18 protein-coding genes and 1 pseudogene are annotated in these 22,219 nt (G+C 68.9%); 7 read left to right on the top strand and 12 right to left on the bottom strand.

Annotated elements, in window-relative coordinates; all coding sequences use genetic code 11:
* Window positions 1–58: 58 nt before the first annotated feature.
* The gene (locus tag ACFVDM_RS12000; protein WP_383636688.1) at window positions 59–454 is read right to left on the bottom strand and encodes a GNAT family N-acetyltransferase; all 396 of its coding nucleotides are present in this window, start codon (window positions 452–454) and stop codon (window positions 59–61) included.
* Between the two features lie 115 nt (window positions 455–569).
* Window positions 570–800 (bottom strand): hypothetical protein, encoded by a 231-nt coding sequence (locus tag ACFVDM_RS12005; protein ID WP_383636691.1) that lies wholly within the window; start codon window positions 798–800, stop codon window positions 570–572.
* Window positions 801–843: 43 nt separating this feature from the next.
* Between ACFVDM_RS12005 and ACFVDM_RS12010 the strand changes: the two genes are divergently transcribed.
* Window positions 844–1,206: an NUDIX domain-containing protein gene (locus tag ACFVDM_RS12010; RefSeq protein WP_383636819.1), complete on the top strand. Its 363-nt coding sequence runs from the start codon at window positions 844–846 to the stop codon at window positions 1,204–1,206.
* A 421-nt stretch (window positions 1,207–1,627) separates the two neighbouring features.
* Here ACFVDM_RS12010 and ACFVDM_RS12015 read toward each other — a convergent pair whose 3' ends face one another.
* Complete coding sequence (locus tag ACFVDM_RS12015) at window positions 1,628–2,257, bottom strand: M15 family metallopeptidase (RefSeq protein ID WP_383636822.1); 630 nt, start codon at window positions 2,255–2,257, stop codon at window positions 1,628–1,630.
* Window positions 2,258–2,514: 257 nt separating this feature from the next.
* On the opposite strand from ACFVDM_RS12015, the gene ACFVDM_RS12020 reads away from it, so the two are divergent.
* The 5 genes from ACFVDM_RS12020 to ACFVDM_RS12040 all read left to right on the top strand — a co-directional run bounded on the left by ACFVDM_RS12020 (window position 2,515) and on the right by ACFVDM_RS12040 (window position 10,385).
* Window positions 2,515–3,804, top strand: a complete 1,290-nt coding sequence (locus ACFVDM_RS12020) for a tyrosine-type recombinase/integrase (RefSeq protein WP_383636694.1) — start codon at window positions 2,515–2,517, stop codon at window positions 3,802–3,804.
* The gene (locus ACFVDM_RS12025; RefSeq protein WP_383636697.1) at window positions 3,801–6,044 is read left to right on the top strand and encodes a tyrosine-type recombinase/integrase; all 2,244 of its coding nucleotides are present in this window, start codon (window positions 3,801–3,803) and stop codon (window positions 6,042–6,044) included. The genes ACFVDM_RS12020 and ACFVDM_RS12025 overlap by 4 nt, the downstream gene beginning before the upstream one ends.
* Window positions 6,045–6,154: 110 nt before the next feature.
* Window positions 6,155–7,411: a tyrosine-type recombinase/integrase gene (locus ACFVDM_RS12030; protein WP_383636700.1), complete on the top strand. Its 1,257-nt coding sequence runs from the start codon at window positions 6,155–6,157 to the stop codon at window positions 7,409–7,411.
* On the top strand, window positions 7,408–9,843 hold the full coding sequence (locus ACFVDM_RS12035; RefSeq protein WP_383636703.1) for a tyrosine-type recombinase/integrase: 2,436 nt from the start codon (window positions 7,408–7,410) through the stop codon (window positions 9,841–9,843). Before ACFVDM_RS12030 ends, ACFVDM_RS12035 begins: the two co-directional genes overlap by 4 nt.
* The gene (locus ACFVDM_RS12040; protein ID WP_383636706.1) at window positions 9,840–10,385 is read left to right on the top strand and encodes a hypothetical protein; all 546 of its coding nucleotides are present in this window, start codon (window positions 9,840–9,842) and stop codon (window positions 10,383–10,385) included. Before ACFVDM_RS12035 ends, ACFVDM_RS12040 begins: the two co-directional genes overlap by 4 nt.
* 82 nt (window positions 10,386–10,467) lie before the next feature.
* On the opposite strand, the gene ACFVDM_RS12045 is transcribed toward ACFVDM_RS12040, so the two are convergent.
* The 9 genes and pseudogenes from ACFVDM_RS12045 to ACFVDM_RS12085 form a co-directional block, all read right to left on the bottom strand.
* Window positions 10,468–11,052: a hypothetical protein gene (locus ACFVDM_RS12045; RefSeq protein ID WP_383636709.1), complete on the bottom strand. Its 585-nt coding sequence runs from the start codon at window positions 11,050–11,052 to the stop codon at window positions 10,468–10,470.
* Window positions 11,053–11,549: 497 nt separating this feature from the next.
* Window positions 11,550–12,026, bottom strand: a complete 477-nt coding sequence (locus ACFVDM_RS12050) for a DUF6924 domain-containing protein (protein WP_383636712.1) — start codon at window positions 12,024–12,026, stop codon at window positions 11,550–11,552.
* 428 nt (window positions 12,027–12,454) lie between these two features.
* Window positions 12,455–13,525 (bottom strand): NUDIX domain-containing protein, encoded by a 1,071-nt coding sequence (locus tag ACFVDM_RS12055; protein ID WP_383636825.1) that lies wholly within the window; start codon window positions 13,523–13,525, stop codon window positions 12,455–12,457.
* 90 nt (window positions 13,526–13,615) lie between these two features.
* A pseudogene (locus ACFVDM_RS12060) lies at window positions 13,616–14,366 on the bottom strand (PIG-L family deacetylase).
* Complete coding sequence (locus ACFVDM_RS12065; protein WP_383636715.1) at window positions 14,363–15,151, bottom strand: hypothetical protein; 789 nt, start codon at window positions 15,149–15,151, stop codon at window positions 14,363–14,365. The pseudogene ACFVDM_RS12060 and the gene ACFVDM_RS12065 overlap by 4 nt, the downstream one beginning before the upstream one ends.
* A 152-nt stretch (window positions 15,152–15,303) precedes the next feature.
* Window positions 15,304–16,116, bottom strand: coding sequence for a class I SAM-dependent methyltransferase (locus tag ACFVDM_RS12070; protein ID WP_383636718.1), 813 nt, complete (start codon window positions 16,114–16,116; stop codon window positions 15,304–15,306).
* Complete coding sequence (locus ACFVDM_RS12075) at window positions 16,113–17,360, bottom strand: methyltransferase (RefSeq protein ID WP_383636721.1); 1,248 nt, start codon at window positions 17,358–17,360, stop codon at window positions 16,113–16,115. The genes ACFVDM_RS12070 and ACFVDM_RS12075 overlap by 4 nt, the downstream gene beginning before the upstream one ends.
* Window positions 17,357–18,835 carry an NUDIX domain-containing protein gene (locus ACFVDM_RS12080; protein WP_383636724.1) on the bottom strand — a complete coding sequence of 493 codons (1,479 nt, stop codon included), beginning with the start codon at window positions 18,833–18,835 and terminating at the stop codon, window positions 17,357–17,359. The genes ACFVDM_RS12075 and ACFVDM_RS12080 overlap by 4 nt, the downstream gene beginning before the upstream one ends.
* Window positions 18,836–19,274: 439 nt before the next feature.
* Window positions 19,275–21,212, bottom strand: coding sequence for an ATP-binding cassette domain-containing protein (locus ACFVDM_RS12085; RefSeq protein WP_383636727.1), 1,938 nt, complete (start codon window positions 21,210–21,212; stop codon window positions 19,275–19,277).
* 504 nt (window positions 21,213–21,716) lie between these two features.
* Between ACFVDM_RS12085 and ACFVDM_RS12090 the strand changes: the two genes are divergently transcribed.
* Window positions 21,717–22,139: an NUDIX hydrolase gene (locus ACFVDM_RS12090; RefSeq protein WP_383636730.1), complete on the top strand. Its 423-nt coding sequence runs from the start codon at window positions 21,717–21,719 to the stop codon at window positions 22,137–22,139.
* Window positions 22,140–22,219: the final 80 nt, after the last annotated feature.

Below are 22,219 nucleotides of genomic sequence, written 5' to 3' on the forward strand. Positions count from 1 at the left end.
TGACGACCGGGAGTGAGTGGGGCGGTGTGCACCAGGACCGAGGGGTTGGGCCCTGGTGTTATAGGGCGATCAGCCCGGCTGGTGTCTCCCGGAAGCCGCAGGCGTCGAAATAGAACGAACGCAGATGTTCCTCGAAGTCGACATGGAGCCACTCGCACTTCGCGGCACAGGCTTCTTTGGCTGCGACTGCGACAAGCGCGGCTCCAACCCCTCTCGACCGAAAATGCCGGGCGACCACCGTGTCCAGAATGAAGGCGTGTGCTCCACCGTCCCGGACAACGTTGACGAATCCGATCAGAGAGTCGTTTTCCCACGCGCAGACCCAGCCAAGGCTGTGGCGCTCGAGCCGTGCCCGCCAGTCGGTCTGAGCGACCAGGGAGCCGAAACCGTCGGCGTGCAATCCGTTGAGGGATGCGTTATCGAAGTCGCCCCGCCACTCATACTCGATCGCCACGTCCGGATCCTAGGGCGTCTTTTTCGGATCTTGCCAGTTTTGGCTCCGGTGGTGGGGTGCGGGATATGGCGGGGCCCCGGACGCTACAGCGTCCGGGGCCGGTCGGAGCGCGTGGTCAGTGAGCGGCGTTCGACACTTCGGTGCCCTTGGGGGTCAGGAAGAACACGACGGCGGCCACACCGGGCATGAGGATGCCGCCGATGAGTCCGGCGCTCTGGAGGGAGTGGGTGAAGGCGTCGGTGGCGTGGGTGGCGAGGGTGGGCGTGTGGAGTCGGGGCGAAGGGGGATGCGATCGTGCTGCACCGCCGCGTCGCAGGCGGCCCGACCGTCTGGACCACCCCGACAAGCCCACAGAGTAAGCTCGGCGCGTCCTTCTCGCCTGCCTGTTCCTGCGCGATCCGAACGGCCTTCCCGTCCTTCTGCGATCCCGGGTCTATGAGAGCGCCCACGGACGCGAGATCTGGCAGTTTCCCGGCGGAAACCTTGACCACGACGAGTCCCCACGCACAGCCGCGGTCACGGAGACGGCTGAGGAGACCGGCCTCGCCCGTACCAGCGACCGGCTCCTGGCCGTGCGTTTCCTCCCACCCGAGCCATCCTGGCCCGCCACAAAGCACGGCTACGTGTTCGACGGAGGCAAGCTGACCACCGCAGAGCTGGCGGCCATCCGGCTCGATCCGGCGGAGGACACCGAGTGGGCGGCGCGCACTCCTACCCAGTGGGAACGCGTACTGCCGGCAAGGGCGTACTAGCGACTTCACGCCGTCGACACACCCATACAAAGGCTCACCACGGCGCACATCGAGCACACCACCGACGGCGCAGAAGGGGCCAGTCCGTAGACGTGCAGGACCCAGCCGAGCCGCCGGACGTGAGAACCGCACACCAGACGACCTCCTGCACGTCCGCCGTCCCGGATGCAGCCGGGCGACGGCCTCGCTCGCACCGACGGTGTTTGCCGTCGTCCTGGTGGTCTGTACTGGCAGGACTCGCAGGTGGCAGCCAGGGCAGACCGCCCGTCGCGACTGCTCAAGGGCCCTGACGGCGGGGGACTGGTCGCGATGAGATGCGGCCGTGATCCCTGGGTCGAAACGTGCCCGGCCTCGGGCACCGGTAGCTCCCCGCCGGAAGCGGGCTGGGGCCCGTGCCGTCGCCCGCGAACGCCGCGCCCGGTCAGTGCGGGGCGCGAGGTCCGTACAGGGCCGCAGGTTGGTTGGTCATAAGGGCCCAGTACCGGCACCCGTAGCTCCAGTGCCACCACTCCGAGCCGTAGTTGATCAACCCGGCGGCATTCAGGGCGGCAGCCAGCAGGTCCTGGTGCGTGCGGGCCTGCTGGCTGATCGAGGCGGAGTTCGTGTAACAGGCGCCGTCGCTCTCCTCGGGGTTGGCGTTCACGCGGGTGCCCATGTCGAGCTCGGTGCCGTCGGCGTCCACGAGGGTGAGGTCGACGGCGGCGCCGGCGCTGTGCGGGGCGATCTCCGGCGGGGACACGTACCGGCTGGTGGCCTGGTGGACCTGTTCGTCGGACCAGGTCGGGTTGGCCGCGCGAAGTTTCCCGGCATACTGCTCGAAGTACAGCCGCTGCAGGTCGGGCGGGCGGTAGCCCTCGACGAAGAGCAGGCGCAGGCCGTCGGGCAGGAGCGACTGGGCGTGGACGAGCCGGTCGAGGACGCCGCGGCGCAGGTGGGCGTACGCACCGATGGCGTCGGCGCGGCGGTCGTCGACCAGCAGAGTTCCGCGCACGTCGACGAGCGGTTCGCCGGAGTCGGCGACGGGGACGGCCGCGACGCGCGGGTCGGACATCAGGACGAGGGGATCGGGGGCGAGGGTGACGTGCATCCAGGGCGCGGCGTTCTCGCGGTAGGAGTGGCCGAGGGGCTCGATGCCGGTCTGGTCGGTGAGGCTGAACCCGGTCACCATGACCGTGCGGGAGCCGTCGGCCACGGACACCAGGTGCGTTCCGCAGTCGGGGCAGAAACCGCGTCGGAGGGTCGGGCCTGTTAACCGAACTAACTCAGCTGTCTTCGCAGGTCAGGACGGGTATCTGCTAGCTTCCCGATGTGCTTGATGAGCAGCGGTCCGGAAGGGACCTGAGGACCTTCGTCCTGCCCGAGTTAGGCCAGCTACTGAAGACGGGAGATCCCTGGGAGCCGTACAGGGTGCTGGATGGCCTCGGGAGGCCGGTCGAGCCCGCTGCGCTCTACCTCAAGGAGCTGATGGCGAGGGACAGCTCGCCGTTGACGCCACGTTCGTACGGCATGGATCTGCTGCGCTGGTTCCGGTTCCTATGGGCGCTCGGGATCGAGTGGGACCGTGCGACCCGGGAGGACGCCCGGGACTTCATGTTGTGGATGAAGGTGGCGGACAAGCCGAAGCGTGTCCATTGGCGCCATCGCGGCAAGGTTCCCTCCGAGGTCCCGTCGCCTCGCAGTGGCAGGCCGGTACCAGGGACACCGAATCCGGTGACTGGTAAGCCCACGGTCGGGACCAAGTACTCGCCGGCAACCCGTGCTCATTGCGAGACGGTGCTGCGGGAGTTCTACAACTTCCATCTGGATGAAAGCACCGGTTCGTTGCTGGTGAACCCCTTCCCGCTGGTCCGTGGGCGCCGCTTGTCCCAGCTCGCGACACGGCGTGATGGTGGGAAGAAGCACCGGAACCGACGCACGGGCCTCTACCGGCCGACCGTTCCGCAGCGGGTCCCACGGCGGATTCCCGACGAGATGTACACCAAGGTCTTCACCGGGCTCCGTTCTCATCGGGACCGCGCCTTGCTGGCCTTCTGGGTCGCCACTGGCGCCCGCGCCGAGGAGCTGCTCACGGTCAAGCAGGGCGGCGCGGTTGTCGGCGAGCAGACCGTCAGTGTGATCCGCAAGGGCACCCGCGACTATCAGGACCTGGCCGCAACCCCGGATGCATTCGTCTGGCTGCGGCTCTACCAGGAGTCCGCGTGGAAGAAGGGCGTCCCCCGGGGCCGCCACCATCCGCTGTGGTGGACGCTGCGGCGCCCATGGCGGCCGCTGGAATACGACGCGGCGCGCATGATGTTCAACCGCGCCAACGATCTCCTGGGCGCCAACTGGACCCTTCACGATCTGCGGCACACGGCGACGTTCCTCATGCTCGATGACCCCAACATGCCGCCGGTCTACGTGCAAAAGATCCTCGGCCACAAGTACCTGTCGACCCTGGACATCTACAACCGTCCGACCAGGGACGACGTCATCAGAGCTGGCCTTGCCCACCATGCCCGTCAGGAGAAGCGACGCGAGGAAATCCCCGTGCCCGTTGACGAGCCGTCCTACAACCCCGACTCCCTGTCCATCCTCTTCGGCCGGGACGCGACATGACGAGCACTGCAACACACGTCGGCTCGAGCTTCGTTCCGAAGGTCACCAGCATGGTGGGCGCCGAAGAGCTCAAGCTGATGAACCAATTCCCGCATCGGGAGAGACCAAGCACGTGGGAAGCGACCGCAATCACACGTGAAGAGGTCCTTGAGCGGGTCGCTCGCCCACCACTACGAGCTGTGGAACCCAGCGCCCAGGCGAATCGGATGTTCGGGGCACGTCTCCTGCTCGACTGGCTGATGACCTTTCCTGGAGAAACCTGGCAGCAGCGCTGGCAGACGAGCCCTGCCCACGGCCAGCACATTGCGTCGCAGGGGTGGAGGGGTGCCTTCGCAGCCTGGGCCCGCCTGGAAGGGCGAGTATCTCGCCGTGAAACGCTCCTCGTCGGGCTGCTGGCGTTGCTCTGCGCGGATGCCGTCAGACCCGACCCGGAGTTCCTCATCGGGTCAAGATCGCGGCACCTTCGGCCGGCGCTGGAGACCACACGAGACCCCGAGGGGTTCGCCCGCTTGAGGGCTTCACTGCCGACCAACATCTCGGCTGCGAATATCTCGTCCGGACTGAAGACCATTGCGGAGATCATGGCCTGTCGAGGCGGCGCCATCAAGGACATCGTCGTCGGCGACCTGTTGCTCTGGCAGAGCAAAAATCCGCGCAACAGCAATGGACGGATCCAGCTCGCCTACACCTGGCTACGCGACTCGGGTCTCTTTCCAGCAGACGCACCGCACACGCTGTTCCGGATCTCGAACCGTACCGGGCAACTCACCCCGGCGGACCTTGTCGACCGCTACGAACTGAAGTGCCGTCCGATCCGCGATCTCTTGGTCGCCTACCTCTCCCATCGGTCCGTAGGGCTCGACTTCACGACGCTGCAGGCACTCACGATCTCGCTGGCGCTTCGCTTCTGGGGCGACCTGGAGCGGCATCATCCGGGCATCGACTCTCTTCGGCTGCCTGCCGAGGTGATGACTGCCTGGAAGGTCCGCCTGGCCACGAAGACCGTCCGCAAGCGCCTACCCGACGGATCCTTTCGTGAGTTCACAGAGCCACGCCGAGGTGCAATCGGGATCAAAACCCAGGTCAGAGCCTTCTACCTGGACCTGGCGGAGTGGGCAGTGGAGGACCCCGGCCAGTGGGCTTCGTGGGTGGCACCCTGTCCGATCAGCGAAGCTGAGTGCTCGGGCAGAAAGGCTGAGAAGCAGCTCAAGGCCCGCATGGACCAACGTACTCGCGAGCGCCTGCCGGCCCTTCCCACGCTGGTGAAGACGGCGCACCGCCAGCTGAAAGAGGCCACCATCCGCCTCGATGCACTCAACGCTGCCCCGCTCGGTTCGGATTTCAGCGTGCTTGGTGAGACGTTCAGAGTTCCGCGCTTCAGTAAGTGCGCCGACGGGCGTCCGATTCATGCCTGGGATGCGAAGGGCACCCGGCGCTCATTCGCGGGTGAGGAGCGCAGCGCATTCTGGGGGTGGGCTGCCATCGAGATCTTGCGGCACACCGGCATCCGCATCGAGGAACTCCTCGAGCTGGGGCATCACAGCATCGTCAGCTACAGGCTCCCCACTACTGGGCAGACCGTTCCGCTCTTGCAGATCGCCCCGTCGAAGACGGACCAGGAGCGACTTGTCTTGGTCACGCCGGATCTGGCGGACGTGTTGAGTACGGTCGTCTCTCGAGTCCGAGGCTCGGACGGGCGAGTACCTGTTCTTCGTAGCTATGACCACTACGAACGGGTCTGGAACCCGCCGATGCCGCTCCTGTTCCAGGATCGCTCTGGTGGCTACCTGCGTCCGCTGTCACGAGCGACCATCCGTCGGGGACTCGACGTCACCTTGTTGGCCTCAGGTCTGACAGACAGCGCCGGTGACCCGCTCATCTTCCAGCCCCACGACTTTCGCCGGATCTTCATCACGGACTCCATCCTCAACGGCCTGCCACCTCACATCGCCCAGGTCATCGCTGGTCACGACCACATCGGAACGACGATGGGATACGCCGCGATCTACCCCACTGACGCCATCGAGGCACATCGAGCGTTCATCGCCCGGCGCCGGGCTCTGCGACCTGCCGACGAATACCGCACCGTCACTCCTGAGGAATGGGGAGAGTTTCTCGGACACTTTGAGCGCCGCAAGCTCGCCCTGGGCGACTGCGGCCGCGCCTACGGAACTGACTGTGCTCACGAACACGTCCCGTTGACCGAACTAGCTTGGGCTCTCTTCGAGGTCAACTCATAGTGAAGACAAGGGGATTGTTGCTCCTGCTGGCGGGTCGCGGTGACTGCGCGTGCAGTGGTGGATCTGGTTTCATCGCGTGTCGTCGAGTAGGTCGGCCCGTGGAGGTATGGATGCCAGAGCACAGCACGACGGTCCGCGACGTGGCGGCGCTGAGGGTGCCGAGGGTCGGCCGCGTCGAGAAGACCGATGACCCTCTGCGGCCGTTCCGGCTCGTAGACGCTGATGGCATCGAGGTGGCTGCGGTCAGCGAGTTCCTGCACCACATGCTCGCCGACGACGCGAGTCCGACGTCGCTGCGGTCCTACGCCTATGAGCTGTTGGCGTGGGTCCGGTTCTTGCGCGCCGTGGACGTTCCCTGGTATCTGGCGAGCCGGGTCGAGGCCCGTGACTTCGCACTGTGGCTGAAGACGACGAAGAAGCCGCCTCGGCGGCGGCGTCCTGATGCGCCCGCCCCGGGTTCGGTGAACCCGGTAACAGGGAAGGCCGCGCCCGGCGAGAACTATGCCGCTCGGACCAGGCGGCATGCTCGCGCGGTGATCCGCTCGTTCTACGAGTACCACCGAGAGACCCACGGCCGACCGCTGATCAACCCGTTCCCGCAGGGAGGGGCTGCCGACGAGGGGAGTCCGAATGCGCATCACAATCCGATGCAGCCGTTCCGGCGGCCCTCGCGTCGGGGCACCTATCAGCCCAAGGAGCCCAAGCCGACCCCGAGGATCATTCCTGACCAGGCGTTCAACGACCTGTTCGCCGGGTTGAAGTACAACCGGGACAGGGCTCTGATCGCGTTCTACATCTCCACCGGCGCTCGCGCCTCCGAGCTGCTGGGTGTCGCGCAGGGCCGGGTCTCGCCCGGGGGCCAGACGATCGGTGTGGTCCGAAAGGGCAGCCAGGTCCTGCAGCACCTTCCCGCCTCCGCCGACGCGTTCGTGTGGCTGCGGCTTTACCAGCAAGAACTGCGCGGCATGGTCCCCAAGCACCCGTCGGAACCGCTGTGGTGGACGCTTCGCCGACCCTTCCGCCCGCTGGAGTACGACGCGGCCCGGATGGTCTTCACCCGTGCCAACCAGTTGCTCGGGGCGAATTGGACCCTGCACGACCTGAGGCACAGCGCGGCCAAGAGGATGGTCCGCGATCCGAACCTGACCCTCGCCGACGTGCAGTGGGTCATGGGACATGCCCACATCACCACCACGGAGATCTACATCGCTCCCACGCCCGACGAGGTCGTCGCCCACGTCCTGGCCCACCATGAGCGACAGCGCGCCGAGCAGGCCAAGCCGCCGGCCCCGCCGGCGCCGGGTTACCGCCCCGAGGTGCTGGCAGCGCTGTTCGGCACCTCGGCTACAGGCGGCGAGAGCCGGTGAACCCTACCGCGAACGTCGACGTTGCCAGGGCCGTCGAGTCACCTGAGGTAGACAAAGCGCTGGAGTGGGATCCGCGAGTCGGCGAAGCGAGTTGGTGGCAGACCCGTCAGAACCGGGAGAGCCTGGTCGAGCGGCTGCTGAGTTCGTTCACCGACCCCGGTGCGGGCCTGACCCGCGACAAGACCCGGCGGCGGGGCCTGGGCAAGCTGCTGGACTGGCTCGAAGGCCAGCCCGGAGAGACCTGGCAGGACCGTTGGATGGCCAGCGGGGCGGACGACGCCGGCTTCGAGTGGACCGATCTGCCCCTGCAGGGACGCGGCACGCCCAAGAGCCACTGGCGCGATGAGCTGGCCACGGGACTGGTGCTCCTGGTCGCCGGGCAGGCGATCCGCCCCAGCTACCCGTGGCTGCTGCGGCAGCGCGTGACGGTGATGCTCACCGAGTCCCGGGCCGCCAGCGACCCCGATGCCTTCCAGCGGCTCGAAGAGCTGGCTCAGCATGCGACAGCCACAGCGAGGTCCGACGCCCTGAACAAGGTCACCTGGATTGTGATCCGCAAGGGCGGCCTGGTCAGAGACATCACCGTCGGCGACTGCATCGAGCTGACCACCGCGTTGGAGGAACACCACTTCCGGGGCAGCGCCGGCCGGCCACTGTTCTACGCCCTGCTCAAGGAGACCGGCGTGCTGCCGGCCAGCGCACCACTGCGGCTGCGGGCGCTTCGCATCGAAGGCCGTCGCAGCGTCGAGCAGATCGTCGACGCGTACGGCATTGAATGCCAGGCCGTCCGGGACCTGCTGGTCGAGTACTTCACCGAGCGGGCTCCCGAGCTCGACCATGTCTCGCTACGTTCGATCGCCCGCAACCTGTGCCGCCTGTTCTGGCGCGACCTGGAGATCCACCATCCCGGCATCGACTCGCTGCGACTGACGCCCGAGGTCACGCAGGCGTGGAAGGAACGCCTGGCCTACATCCGTGACGCCCAGGGCCACCCGGTGCGGCCACGGGTGAACTTCCGCAGCGAGCTGGTGTTCGTCCGGGCGTTCTACCAGGACATCGCCCGCTGGGCCGCCGACGATCCAGCTCGATGGGCGCCCTGGGTGGCGCCGTGTCCGATCAAGGCGAACGAGTGCGCGACGAAGAAGTCCAGGTCCGGAGTGAAGTCCCGGATGGACCAGCGGACCAGGGCCCAGCTGCCGCTGCTGCCTGCCCTGCTTCGAGCCGTCGAGCGGCAGCGCAAGGACGCCGAGGCCCGCATCACTGCGGCTCGGGCGACGCCGGCTGGTGGACGGTTCCTCGTCGCCGGGGAGGAGTTCGAGCGCTGCGGATCCGGGCAGGCCCGCCGCGTCTACGTCACCGAGGTGTCCGCCGGCAAGAGGCGGAACCTGACCCACGAGGAGGAGGCGGCGTTCTGGTCCTGGGCGACGGTGGAGGTGCTGCGGCACACCGGCATCCGGATCGAGGAGATGCTGGAGCTCACCCACCACAGCTTCATCGCCTACACCCTGCCCACCACCGGCGAGGTGGTGCCAATGCTGCAGGTCGCCCCGTCCAAGACCGATGCGGAGCGACTGCTGCTGGTCTCCCCGGAGCTGGCAGAAGTGCTGACCGCGGTGATCTTCCGGGTCCGGGCCGGGAACGCCGCTCTGCCGCTGGTGTCGGCCTACGACGTGTTCGAGCAGACCTGGAGCCCGCCCATGCCGTTACTGTTCCAACGCCGGTACGGCACCGAGGATCGGCCGCTGACCCGCAGCTACATCCGCGAGTGCCTGGTCGCGACCTCGCAGTCCGCCCAGATCACCGTGGCCGGCGACCCGCTCGAATGGCGCCCCCACGACTTCAGAAGGATCTTCGTGACAGACGCCATCCGCTCCGGACTGCCCCCGCACATCGCCGCGAAGATCTGCGGCCACGCCGCTCTGGACACCACCATGGGCTATGCCGCGATCTATCCGGAGGACGTGATCTCCCATCACCGGGCCTTCATCGCCCGCCGCAGAACCGAGCGGCCCAGCGAAGAGTACCGCGAGCTCACCACCACCGAATGGGACGAGTTCCTGGCCCACTTCGAACTCCGTAAGGTCGCCCTGGGGACCTGCGGCCGCGACTACGCGACCCCGTGCCAGCATGAAAACGCCTGCGTCAGATGTCCCCTACTTCTCGTGGACCCGGCCCAGATGCCACGTCTCCAGGAGATCCACGCCAACCTCATCGACCGCCTCCAAGAGGCCAAGGACCAGGGCTGGCTCGGAGAGGTCGCCGCCATCGAGACCACCATGGCCGCCGCAGCGCAGAAACTGGAGGCCATGCGCGAGCGTGCAGCCCAGCCGTCCACCGTCCAACTCGGCATGCCCGACATCCGCCGCGACACCGGCCGCAGCAGCGCCGACGCTGAGACATCCTTCCCGACGGGTCCTAAGCTTCGCGGATGACCTACGAAGAGCTGGGCTGGGAACCGATAGCGGCCCTTCCAGAAGGCGAGCCCGAGACGTCCTTCGGCGGGCGTTGGGAGGACCGGCTCTGGTTGAACGTTCCTGGCCCCTTCTACACCGGCATTGCCGACAACTGTTGGACGGGCCGGCTGCACGCACCGCGTCATGTGCTCTACGGCGGCGAGTACTTCGGCGAATATGTGTATCGCCAGCCGACGACCACGGCCGAGGTCTTGAACCTGGTGACAGCGGCCCAGGAAGATCCGTACCGCGGCTATGCCTGCGACGGCGACAGCCGATGGACACCCGAGGCTGTTCGGGACTGGTGGCGCGACCATGGACAGGTCACCGAGTACCTGGAGTCCCTCCTGCCAGGATGGTCGTCCAGCGACAGGTCTGACGAGCGGGAAGCCGCAGAGGGGCTGAGGGACTTTGCCGCCTACATCACTGAAGGGCTCGGCGCGGACCTCCGGAAGTACCTCTTCCGGCTTGAAGAGGGCCACTACCCGAAGAGCTCCGGACCACTGCCCGAGCTCCGATAAACAATGACGGCCACGGGGTGCTGGTGCTCTCGCACCTGGACCCCGTGGAGTGGGATCAGGTACCTGACTACCCGGCTGGGCCTCAGACGCCAGGCGGAAGAACCTCGATGATCTCGGCGATGCCAGCGAGAGGTTGGGCCTCGTGCATTGCTATTACGTCACCAGACTTGAGATGCCGCCACTGCTCGGGTTGAAGGGGGGCCAGACGCACGTCGGCCGTCTCTCCGGGACCGAGTTGCGGCGCGAACTCCACCCAGATCTTTGCGATGTTCAGATCTCGTTGCCCGTCTGCGGTGCGGTTGCCGATGTCCCACAGCGGCCTGAGTCGCCCATCCCCTGAGAAGGTGCTCTGGCGTCCGCCCTCGTCGGCGCCCAGCAGAGTCAGCGTCGCGCGAACGGTGCCGTGCCTAACTTCCCAAGCCCGCCACTCGCACCAACGGCGGCTGCGGTCGAGCATCATCTGCCGGGCGGCCTCGGCGAGCATCTCCCAGAAGCCGGTGGACACGGGATGGACGTCGGCGATCTCGATCAGCACGTCCAGCGCCATCTCCCATTCCTGGAAGGCGATCTCCTCGCGAACATTCCCGACCGACTGGCCGTTCTCCGCTATGGCGTCCTCAGGCAGCAGTTCGACAGCCCGCCGAAGAAGTGTGAACGCGTCATCCATATGCTGGATTCTCGCCTGGTCCCGGGGCTTTGTCACAGACGACCTGACCCGATCCGGCAGCGCGACACGCCCGGGCGCCCCACCGACCTCAAGATCTCTGACCGCTACATTCAGTAACCCGCCCGTCGTCTGCCTCCGCCGGACCCAGCTGAGCTGGTTCGGATAAGCCTGTGTCCGATGCCCCGCCCTGATCGTCCACGCGACAGAACGTCCCCGGCTTGTCGAAATTCGCGACAACCTCCTCACGCGCATCTTGGAAGCCGAAAGGGAAGGCTGGCTCGGCGAGATCGAAGGGCTGCAGAGCAGCCTGACCCACGCCGAGGAGAAGCTGGCCCAACTCGACGCCCACATCTCCCGGAAGCAGGAGTCCGTCGACCTGGGAATTCCTACCTTACGAGAGATTGCTGCTCGCGCTACCGCAGTCTCCACACCGCCGGAGCCTGCATGACTGATGAGGATCTGTGAAATCGGCTCTGGCCACAGTTTCGTGAGCCCGTTCAGAAGGACCGGTAGATCCCCTCGGGATCATCGTGAGCCCATGCGGCGTACTCCTCGAAGCCCAAGTTGCCGATGCTCAGGTTCGCGTGGACGTCGTGGAGCCCGGCGGGGATGGTGCGGAAATCGCGACCGAACTCGGTCAGCTGCTCGTAGTCTTCTTCGTCTACGCACTCCTCCCGCGTCAGTGTGGTGACCGCCAGCAGCGGGTGGCTCTCGGCCTGCATGGTTGTACGGTCGGCGAGAAAGATTACGGCCAGGTTGTCGTCGCCGCAGACCGCAGGCAGCACCTCATCAACGGTCGCCCCTGCCCAAGCCGGATCGTCGATGACGTGGACGCGTGCCTCGAACTGCCTGTCTCCCCAGGGCTCCATCAGCGCCGCCATCACGTCCTGCCACGCCTGGTCGTCGAGGTAGTCGGTTCTGATGACCAGGGCATCGAACTCATCACGGCCGGTGACCGCTGGCAACGCTCTCATGGATCCTTCTCCTCGGTGACAATCGGTGAGCCGTGCCCGACTGTCTCATGGGCCGTTTTCAACGAGCCTCATCATCCCCGTCGCCCGAGTACGGGACACCCCTGGTAGTTCGGAGAAGGTAGGTCGCGTACCACTTCGGCTCGCCGCCGGGCCCGGTCCAGATCAGGGAGTCCAGGGGGAAGCCGACCCACAGCACTGCGGGCCCGCCGGAGATCCGTGTCTCATGGACACAGGAACACACATGCGGATCATCCGGTACGCCGGTGACCTGGTAGGAGATCTGGCCGCACTGGCAGTGCCCCGCTCGTACCGGCGCGGGAGCCGCTGTTGCGGCTCGTGCGGCCGGCAGGGGCAAGCAGGCACGGCTGGGGCGCCGGGGGCGGGGGAGGTGTTGCGCATGTGAGTCCTCGTTTCGGAGTGGTCCGGGGCTACGGGGCGGTGAGGTCGGTGGCGTCGGGCAGTTCGGTGAGCGGCTGTCGTGCGGCGCGGGGCAGCCCGAACCGTCCTCGGGCGTGGTGGACGGCGGTGAGATGGTCGGCTGCGCCGGGGCCCCAGTTGAACAGTTCGATGACCTGCTCTGGGGTGGCCAGCGCTCGTACGTAGGTCTGGCCCGTGGCAGGGTCGGGCCGGGAGGGGCCGATGCCGGTGAGGACAGCTGCCATGCGGACGCGCGTGCACGGCCCGGCGCTGTGCTCCCGGTCCGGCAGGTGGCCGAGGAGAACCGGAGGGCCGATGCGGGCGGAGGCCTCTTCGAGGGCCTCGCGGACGAGGGTTGCCGCGGGGTCCTGATCGTCTTCGGTCTCGGGTGTGCCGCCGGGGAGGCAGGCGGCACCGTTCACCGGATCGAGGAGTACCAGGACGCGGCCGTCGGGGGCGAAGAGCCACCCCCAGCTCTGGCAGACGGGGAGCCCGGCCGGGTCGGGCCCGTCGTGCCAGGGCCAGTGGTGGACTGCGCGGTTCCGGGTGAAGGCGTTCACGCGGTCGAGGAGGGTGGGGGAGAGGGGGCGGCCGTCCTCGAGGATCGCGGGGCCGGCGCCGTTGAGGCGGGCGCGCAGGGCGGACAGTGCGCGGCGGGCATCGTCCGGAGACATGAGCGCGGGCAGGTCGGCCGGTTCGACGAAGTCGACGCCCTCGATCTCGCCCGGTGCCGGGCGGATGGCCGCGATCCGGTCCTCGTCCCAGACACCGCCGTCGAAGACGTGCAGCAGTTCACCGGGGAACCGTACGGCGGGAGAGGTCCTGCGGCCTGCCGGGGACACCCAGTCGACGGCCAGCCCCCGTGTGAGGGGCACTGAGACGCCCAGCTCCTCCTGCAGCTCACGGACGGCGCCCTGGGCCGGAGACTCGCCGGGATCCAGCGCGCCGCCGGGCAGGAGACGGGTGGGCCGGTAGCCGACGCGCTGGACCAGGACCCGGCCGTGCCGGTCGGTGATCAGGACCGAAGTGCCGGCCCACAGCGCGTGGGAGGCGCGCAGCGCACCGTACGCCGTGTCGGTCATCCTCACGCTGGGATGTTCGTCGGGTGCTGAAGTCGTGGTCATCTTCACGCCCTTTCTCTTCGACCGGTGGGGTTTGCCCACGGGCGCAGGTCAGGTGGTCAGGTTGGCCGGGTCGCCCTGCACGGGGCCGGTGCCCAGGCGGGTGAAATGCTCGGTCCGGATGGTCCGGAGCCGGTCTGCTTCGGGGAGACGGGCGAGGATTCCGGGCAGGGGCCGCTCACGCACGGCTTCCCCCGCGTGTGAGCTGATGGCGCACCACTTCGTCTCGGCGAAGGGCATGACGCCGACGGTGGTGGTGACGTACGCGTCGGGTACCGCGAGGACGCTCTTGCCGACGCCTTCGAGCAGCGCGCGGAGCGGACCGACGCCGGAGACGGGGTGGGTGGCGGCGTACAGAGCCAAGGGCTGCCACGGCGAGCCGGCATCGGGGTGCAGGTGGGCGAGACCGGCGGCTTCGACCGCGAGCAGAGTGATCTGGTGGGTGCGTACGTGGTCGGGGTGGCCGGTGAGCCGGCCGAGGGCGTCGTGGGTGACGACGATGTCCGGGCGGAAGCCGCGGATGTGGGCGACGACGTGACCGACGGCTTCGTCGAGCGGAGCGTCGACGAGCCGGGGCCGGCCGGGCGCGGCTTCCCGGTTGTGGGCGTCGTTGTAGCCGAGCAGGCGCGGGGCGCCGGCACCTAGGACTGCGAGCGCGTCGGCGAGTTCGGGAGCACGTTGGCTGTCCGAGGCCCAGGTCGCGGTGACGACCGCTGTGCGGGCCCCGGCGGCGTGATGCTGGGTCCGGGTGCGCAAACACGGCCAGGAGGCTGGGATACACGAGGTTCTCCGATGCGGTCACGGTACGGGCATGGCGGTGAGGCGTTCCGCGTGACGGGCGAGATGGGGCGCGAGGTCGGGGTGGCCGCCGCGGGCGGTGACCTGGAGGAGCTGGGCGAGCGCGACGAGTTCGCCGGCCCGCCCGGTGGGTGTGTCCAGGACGTGGGCGAGCTCGCGGCGGATCCGGGCTGCCGTGCCGGCCCGCAGGAGGCTGTAGGCGTGCAGGAGCCCGGCGTCGAAACCGACCGGGATCCGCCCCCAGCCCTCCCAGTCGCAGATGACCAGCGGGGGGCCGGTGAGGTTCGCGAAGTGCAGGTCGCCATGTCCGGTGGTCCACGCGATCGCCGGTGCCGGGATGCCGAGGAGGCGGGTGAAGTGCCGGTCGATCCATTGCTGCCGGACCGTCGTCCGCGTGGTGGCCACCGCGGCCGTGGAGGCCAATGCCTCCCGCAGGTCTGCCCACCAGGAGGAAGGCAGATCAACGTCCGTCCCCAGTACGGGGCCGCCGGTGGCAAGGGCCGGCCGCGGCAGGTACGCGGACAGCTCGGCGCGGTAGCGGTGGCCATCGGCGGTCCACTCGGCGACGTCGTGCAGCCGAGGTCGGGGCACCGAGCGGGGGAGCAGCCCGTCTGCGTGCGCGTACCCGTCCCAGGTCGCCCCTGGCGTTTTGTCCTTGGGCCGAGCGACCACGCGCAGCCAGCGGCCGTCGGCCCGGCGGCTGAGGGTGCGCCCCTGCCATCCCCACGTCTCGGTGCCGTGGGCGTGGACCTTGAGCAGGGTGGCGCCGACGGTGTGTGCCCGGCGCATCCGGCTACGTTCGGCAGGCTCCCGGGGCGGGGCGAACACCGCTGTTGGAGGCGCTTCGTGTGTCGTCATGCCGGTCCGCCCAGCAACCGGGCCGCCTCCACGGACGGGGATCACGTGCACATCCACCGGCACCGTGTGCCGCACCACGCCGTTCACCGTGCACCTCCCGGCCGGCGCGCGAGCAGAACATCGAACGCCCCGTCCTCGACGAGCCCGCCATCCTGCGCCGCGTGCTGCTCCAGCAGGTCCTGGGCCTCGGTCTCGAACCGGGAATGCCGGTGGCCGAAGAGGCCGGGGCGGGCGAAACTGGTGCTGCGCAGGTAGCCGACCACCGTCTTCGGGGTCCACACACGGCGGAGTGGGACGTGGTGCTCCTCGACGTCGCTGAACGCCGAATCGGCCAGGTCGTCCTCGTACCGGCGGCCCGGTTCCGAGTAGGGGCCGGTGGTTCCGGCGCGCCGTTCGGCGCCGAGGTAGGACTGGATCAGCTCCCGCAGTGCGAGGGTCCACGGCGCCGGGTGCGTCCAGAGGCTGCCGTCGCCCATGATCGCCAGCGTGGCGCCCGGGGCGGTGACGCGGCCGGCCATGGCCAGGACGGCCGGGCGGTCCATCCAGTGGAAGGCCCGCGCGCAGGTGACCAGATCAGCCCGGTATTCCTCCTGGGGCGGAGTGAATTCCTCGGCCCGGACGGGATGGAAGGCGGCGGTCCGGCCCGCGAACAGAGGACGGAGGGCAAGATCGGCGTGGCGGAGCATGTCCCGGTCGGCATCCACCAGGTCCAGGCGGGCGAGCTGCGGCAGGACCGGCAGGAGGGCGGCCGGAACCTGGCCGGTCCCGGCGCCCAGATCGAGCAGAACAGGGCGGTGGATGCCGCGCAGGGTGCCGGCAAGCAGGTGGACGACTTCGTCGGGGAGGCCGGGGCGGTGGCGGCTGTAGGCGTCAGCTGCGGCATGGAACAGGCTCACAGGGTCTCCGTCGGGTGATCGGTCTGCCGGGGAGCGGCGGGTTCGTGGGCCACGGGCGCGAGCGGAGGCAGGACCCATGTCAGGGCGCGTGGATCGGTGCCGGACCGGACCTGCTGGGTCCCGCCGTGCTCGTTCATGGTCACGTGGTACGTGTCGGGCCGTCCGGCCAGGACCCAGCGGGCGTGCACGTCCTCCAGCTCGGCCCACACGTCGCGGGGGCCGTGGACGCGGACGGTCGCCTTGCCTGGTTCGGCGACCGCCCAGGAGTCCTCGCCGGGGGCGACGATCGTCATCGTTTCGGCCTGGAAGTCGCGGACGAGCCCGGGCGCCAGGTACGCGGCCGCGAGCCAGAAGCCGTACGCATCGTCCGCCGGCGGCGAGAGTCGGGACGGGCGCGGTGCACCGGGCTCGGCCTTGATTCTGGGCCGCATCGGAACCGCGTCGAGCCATCGGTAGCCGAGCATGGGCCGGTATCCACGCGGCCGCCCCCGCAGCACCGCCTCGATCTCGCCGCCCCTGGTACGAGTGGCCAGAAGCTGTCCGGGCCAGCTGGGCGTGCGGGTCACGAGCGTGGTGAGCAGCAGGCCACCGGGCGCGAGCTGGGCCACCCACGCCTCGGGAACGCGGGGAACGCCGACGCCGGAGTGGATCCGGTCGTACGGCGCCCGCGCTTCTTGCCCATCAAGGGCGTCGCCCACGGCAACGGCCGCGCCGACGCCCAACTGGTCCAGGTTCTGCTGGGCGAAAGCGGCCATGTGCCCGTCCCGCTCCACCCCGATGGCGAGTCCGGGACCTGTGATGGCGGCGGCGAGCGCCAGGGAAATGCCGGGACCGGCACCGAGCTCCAGATACCGCTGCCCGGGGCCGAGTTCGACGGCTTGGAGGGCTTCGACGGTGGCGGGGAGGTAGGTGGACATGGACGTCATGTGTCCGCCGGTCACCGGCCCTCGGGCGAGAGCGTCAAGGGGTTCGCCGTCGCGCTGGAGCAGAACCGACTCGCCGCTGTGGATCAGGTCGAACCACTCCTGACGGTCCTCGGGATGGGAGCCGTCGAGGAGGCGCCAGTCAATCGGATCCGTGCCCGGACCGCTGACCCGCACATACGCGTGAGGGAGCAGGACCTCGCGCGGCAGGCGAAGCAGCGCATCGCGCAGCAGCATGTCCCTCAGGAGTCCGTCCGTCGAGAGCCGGTCGACCAGCTGGGAGCGGGCGCAGAACGCGCCCTCCGATTCCAACCCGGTCACCGTCCCCACCCCAGCTCGCTGTAGGCCCGGCCCGCCTTGATGCCCTCGATCGCGGTGCGCGCGTAGGGGACGATCGGCTCGGGCAGGTCCTTGGTGCTCCACCACTGCCAGGCCACGCACTTGTCCGGCTCTTTCAGTTTGGGCATGCCGTCCCAGGCCCGGGTGCGGAAGACCAGATTGACCCGGGGCTGGGCGCCTGGCCGGTTGACCATGTGGACGGTGTGCACGAGTTCGAGGTCCGCCGGGTCGATCACGAGATCTGCCTCTTCATACGCCTCCCGCACGAGGCAGGCGGTCGCCGATTCCGCTTCGCAGTGACCCGCGAGCAGGTGCCAGGTGCTGGCGGCGAACGCCGATTCGGGGTGGCGTAGACCCAGCAGGACCTGGCCGTCGCGTTCCAGATAGAGGTGGACGCCGACCATGTTCAGTACCGTTCCCGGCGGTGACCCGGCCGGGATGGTCCCAGCCGAAGCGACCGTGGCGACCACGGCGGCCGGGGGATGCTCGGCGGCGTGCCGCTGCAGGAGTTCCCTGGTCGAGGACAGCATCGTCATGTACGGGAACTTTTCGGGGCGCACCCAGGCGACCATCACGCCCTCGGTGAGCGGCAGACGGGCCGGCTCCCCGTTCCACCGGCCGGTGAAAACCTGCACCGGTACGCGCGTCCCGTCCATGCCGGTGACCCACTCGATCACGTACGGCTCCAGGCCGGCGACCGTGAGCTCGGCTTCCTCCCGCAACTCCCTGCGGACGGTGTCGAGCAGGGTCCGGTCCTGCTGTTCCCGGCCGCCGCCGAGGAACGACCAGCACCCCGGCTCCCAGATGTCAGGCTTGTTGGCGTCCCTCAGGTGCAGCAAGTACCGGCCGTGGCCGTCGTGGATGATCGCGGACGCGTTCACGGGTTCCGGCCGCCCGTCCACCCCGGCCCGCAGGAGCTTGGCACGCAGTGTCGGTGAGGTGATCTCCGGCAAAGGGATCCACTGGGCGCCGGACACTTCCTCCTCCTGCAGGGTGAGGACCGGTGGTTCCTCCTCGGCGAGGCAGAACACGTGGCGGAAGTCGTAGTGCTGATGGGCTGGTTCACCCTTGGCGGCGTCGGCGGGGATGTCGTGCACGTCGATGTCGATCGGCGCGTCCAGCAATTGCGGGGTCAGGCACAAGGCTCCCGGCGCGATCCCCGCCTCCTCCACCACCTCGCGCAGCGCACCCGCGAGCAGCGTGCGGTCCTCCCGCTCGACGTGGCCTCCCGGACAAAGGAGCAGCCCTGTCGCCCGATGGGCGATGTGGAGCACCCGGCGGTCGCGGTCGATGACGACGGCGCTGCAGGTCGCGTGACCGGGCAGCGTGGCGCGGCTGAACGGCTCCTCGCTCTCGTCGAGGACAGCCAGCAGCCCCTCCAGGACGGGTCGTTCCTCGGCATACCTGCTGAGATAGGCCTCGACAGTGGCGCGGACATCAGAACGGAAGGGCGGCACGTGATCACCTCGGTACATGTGGAACCGGACGAACGGGCTGGGAGAGAGGGGCGCGCCTTGCGGCGGGCTCCCCGATGAACGCTCCGGGTCGGGAAACGTGTGCAAGGGGATGCATACCGGCCACCTTCCGCGGAGCGGTCGAAGTGCATCCACGGTGACTGCGGGATTGCGGACGGCTGGTCCCGACGGAGTCGCATGCGGAGCCGACCGGTCCAGCAGATCCCACCTCGGCGGATCCACGCCCGGCGCGCCGCGCCGTACGTACGCCTGCGGCATCAGTACCTCGCGCGGCAGCGCGAGGAGGGCGTCGCCGACCGGGCCCGGCCGCAGCGACCCGTCCTCCACGAGCCGGGCGACCATGGCCGCCGCCGCATTCGCTGCGATGTGATCGGGGAACACGGATCCTCCTGGGGCCGTCGGGCTCACGGAGTCGCGGAACCTACATCTGCTCGGGCTCATGGCCGGTGCGTTGCTCCAGTTCCCAGAGGGTCCGGAAGAGCCCGGGTTCGCAGGTGAGCTGCGCGTACGTGCCCTCCTGCACGAGCCGGCCCTGGTCGAGGACGACGATCCGGTCGGCCACGGCGACGTTGGCGAGACGGTGTGTGATCAGAAGGATGGCGCGGTCCTTGGCCAGGTCTCGCAGGCCGGTGAATACATGGTGTTCAGCCCGTGCGTCGAGCGCGGCCGTGGGCTCATCCATCACCAGCAGCTGGGCCTTCCGGTGGAAAGCCCTGGTCAGGATGACGCGTTGCCACTGTCCTCCGGACAGCTGGTGGCCGCCGAACCACTCGGAGGTCAGGAGAGTATCGAGGCCGGATCGCAGGGAAGGCAGCATGTCGGCGGCGCCGGACGCCTCGCAGGCCGCCATGAGCGCGGCGTCGCTGGTGTCGCCCTGCCCCAGGGTGACGTTGTCCCGTAGCGTCAGCGGCAGGTAGGTGAACCGCTGCGGTGCCACCGCCACGTGCTTCCACGCCTCCCAGGGCTCCAGCCGCGCGGTGGTCGCGTGGTCCCAGGCCACTTCCCCGGATGTCGGCAGCAGGAGTCCGCAGATCAGCCGGGACAGCGTCGTCTTGCCCGACCCGTTCTCCCCGACCAGGGCCACGATCTCCCCGCGCCTCACCTTCAACGACACCCCGGTCAGACTGTCCTTCTCCGCGCCGTCGTACCGGTAGGTGACGTTGCGGACCTCGAACCGCTCCGGCGGCGCCGGCAGTACTTCGGAGCCGCGCGCGGTCACCATCGCCTGCCCGTGCGCGTTGTCGATGAAGTTCTGCCAGTCCTGTACGTACCAGCCGGTGCGCACCAGCCGGGCCCCGCCGTTGATGATGCCGCGCACGGAGCCGGTTGCCGTCTGCAGGGCGAAGACCGCGCCGCCGCCGGCCGCCAGGTCCATCCGGCCGGAGACCAGGAGCCCCAGCAGGGTCGCCCAGACTGCCGCCGAGGCGACTCCGCCGGCTGCCGCACCGGCCAGGCCCATCCAGGCCCCCGTGTTCGCGGCCCTGCGTTCGGAGACGTTGACGGAGGCGGCGAGGCGCCGGTAGCGGCCGAGGAGGAACGGGCCGGCCAGGCAGGCCCGCATCTCCTCGCCGGACTCCATGTAGGACATGTGCCAGCGCAGCTTGTGCAGCATCCGCCGGCGCCCCGACGTCTCCAGGCTCGCGAGGTACACCACGCGGGCCGCGCGCACGTACGCGGCGGCCTGCGGCAGGCACGCCAGGAGGAGCAGGGGCAGGAGAACCGGGTGGATCACGGTGAGGACCGTGGCGCCGGCGGCGAGAGTCGCCGTGGCGGCCAGCACGTCCTGGGCTTCCGCCACGAGGTCGGGGGTGACCTGCGCGCCGCGGTCGGCGATGTCGTACTGGTCGTTGTACCCCGGCTTGTTGTTCGCCGAGGCCTCGGCGCCGAGAGCCGCCTCGACCATGCTCACCTCGGCGGCACGCGCGAGGACCGGCCTCAGCCGCCCGGTCAGCCAGGTCACCGTCACCCCCAGCAGGGCGCGCAGACCGGCGGCCCCGGCGATGACGGCCAACTGCGGGGCGGCCTCCCGCAGCCGGTCGGTGATGTCGCCGGAGGCGATCAGCGCGGTGAGGGTGCCGGTGACGGCGAACAGCCCCAGGGCCGCCAGCACGCCGGTGCCGATCTGGCACGCGAGGAGCCCGGCTGTCGCGCCCCGGTCTACCTGCCACGCCATCCGCAGCGACCGGTGCACCAGCACGGGCAGCCGCCGCGCCATCGTGATCGTCGTCATCTGCGCGCCTGCCTGGAGCCGGGACTCGTCCCGATACTGGAACTCCTCCTGCGCCGCACCGCCCCCGTCGGCTGGAGCTCCCTCCGCTTCGTCCGTGCTCGGCTGTTCGGCTGTGCTTCCCGAGGTCAATTCGATCCCCCTGTCGGTCGTCACGGCTGGTTCGCCAGGCTCAACGACACAGCCCTGATATCGAACACACGTCTTTCGGTCGGTTCTGAATTCCCGGGATAGAGCGTTGAAGGAACCGTGGAAACAGCACCGACCCAGCTCTCGCAACGGGACTGCCACAAAAGGCGGTTGGCCGAATCGCCGAGGTTCCCAAATGCCGTGCGCCGGCCGGCGCGTTGGTGCGAACGGGGCCCGTCGGACCTGTGGAGTGCGGGGCTTCCCGTACGCCACGACCCCTGTGGAGCTGACTGTGCACGTGCTTGGTGGCCGCCCTCCAGCGGCCCATCCCGGCGGAACGCCTTCTCGGGCCGAGCGGAGGGCGAGGCTCTGTGCCGATCACTGATTCCGACAACGCGGGAGTGCTCACCACCACCTCGAACGCCACCCCCATGAGGCCGGACAACCGGCCGAGCCTCTGCGGCACCTGGCCGAAGGCCGGGAGTTCGCCTCGCGGAGGACCTTCCCATGCACGTCACCGCCGGCGCACTGCTGGTCCGCGACGGCGCCGAGGTCCTCCTGATCGAGCACCTCACGTACGGGATCGCTCTGCAACCCGGTGGTCATCCTGAACCGACCGATACGACGCTGGTCGGCGCTGCTGTGCGGGAGTTGTCCGAGGAGACCGGCATCGACCCCGGGCAGATCGGCCCCGTCTCGATGCACCCCGTCCACATCGAGTTCGGCCGGGTGTCGGCCAGGCCCGAGAAGGACGAGCCCGACCACGACCACCTGGACATCGGCTACGCCTTCGCCGCAGCGGGCGCCGAGGTCGGCCGCATCCAGGAGTCCGAGGTGACCGGGGCCGCCTGGTACCCGCTGGACGTGGCAGAGCGCCTGGTCGGACCCCGGATCGCGCGGGCGGTGACCACCCCGGCCGGAAGCAGGTAACCCCTGCCCCACCGGGAGTTCTCGCGGGCGGGCTGACGGGCGGGGAACATGCCGTCGCAGAGGCCGTCTGGGCGGGCGTG

Origin of the sequence: Streptomyces sp. NPDC057682 (assembly GCF_042799575.1) — a bacterium.
In the GTDB taxonomy this organism is placed as follows: Bacteria; Actinomycetota; Actinomycetes; order Streptomycetales; family Streptomycetaceae; genus Streptomyces.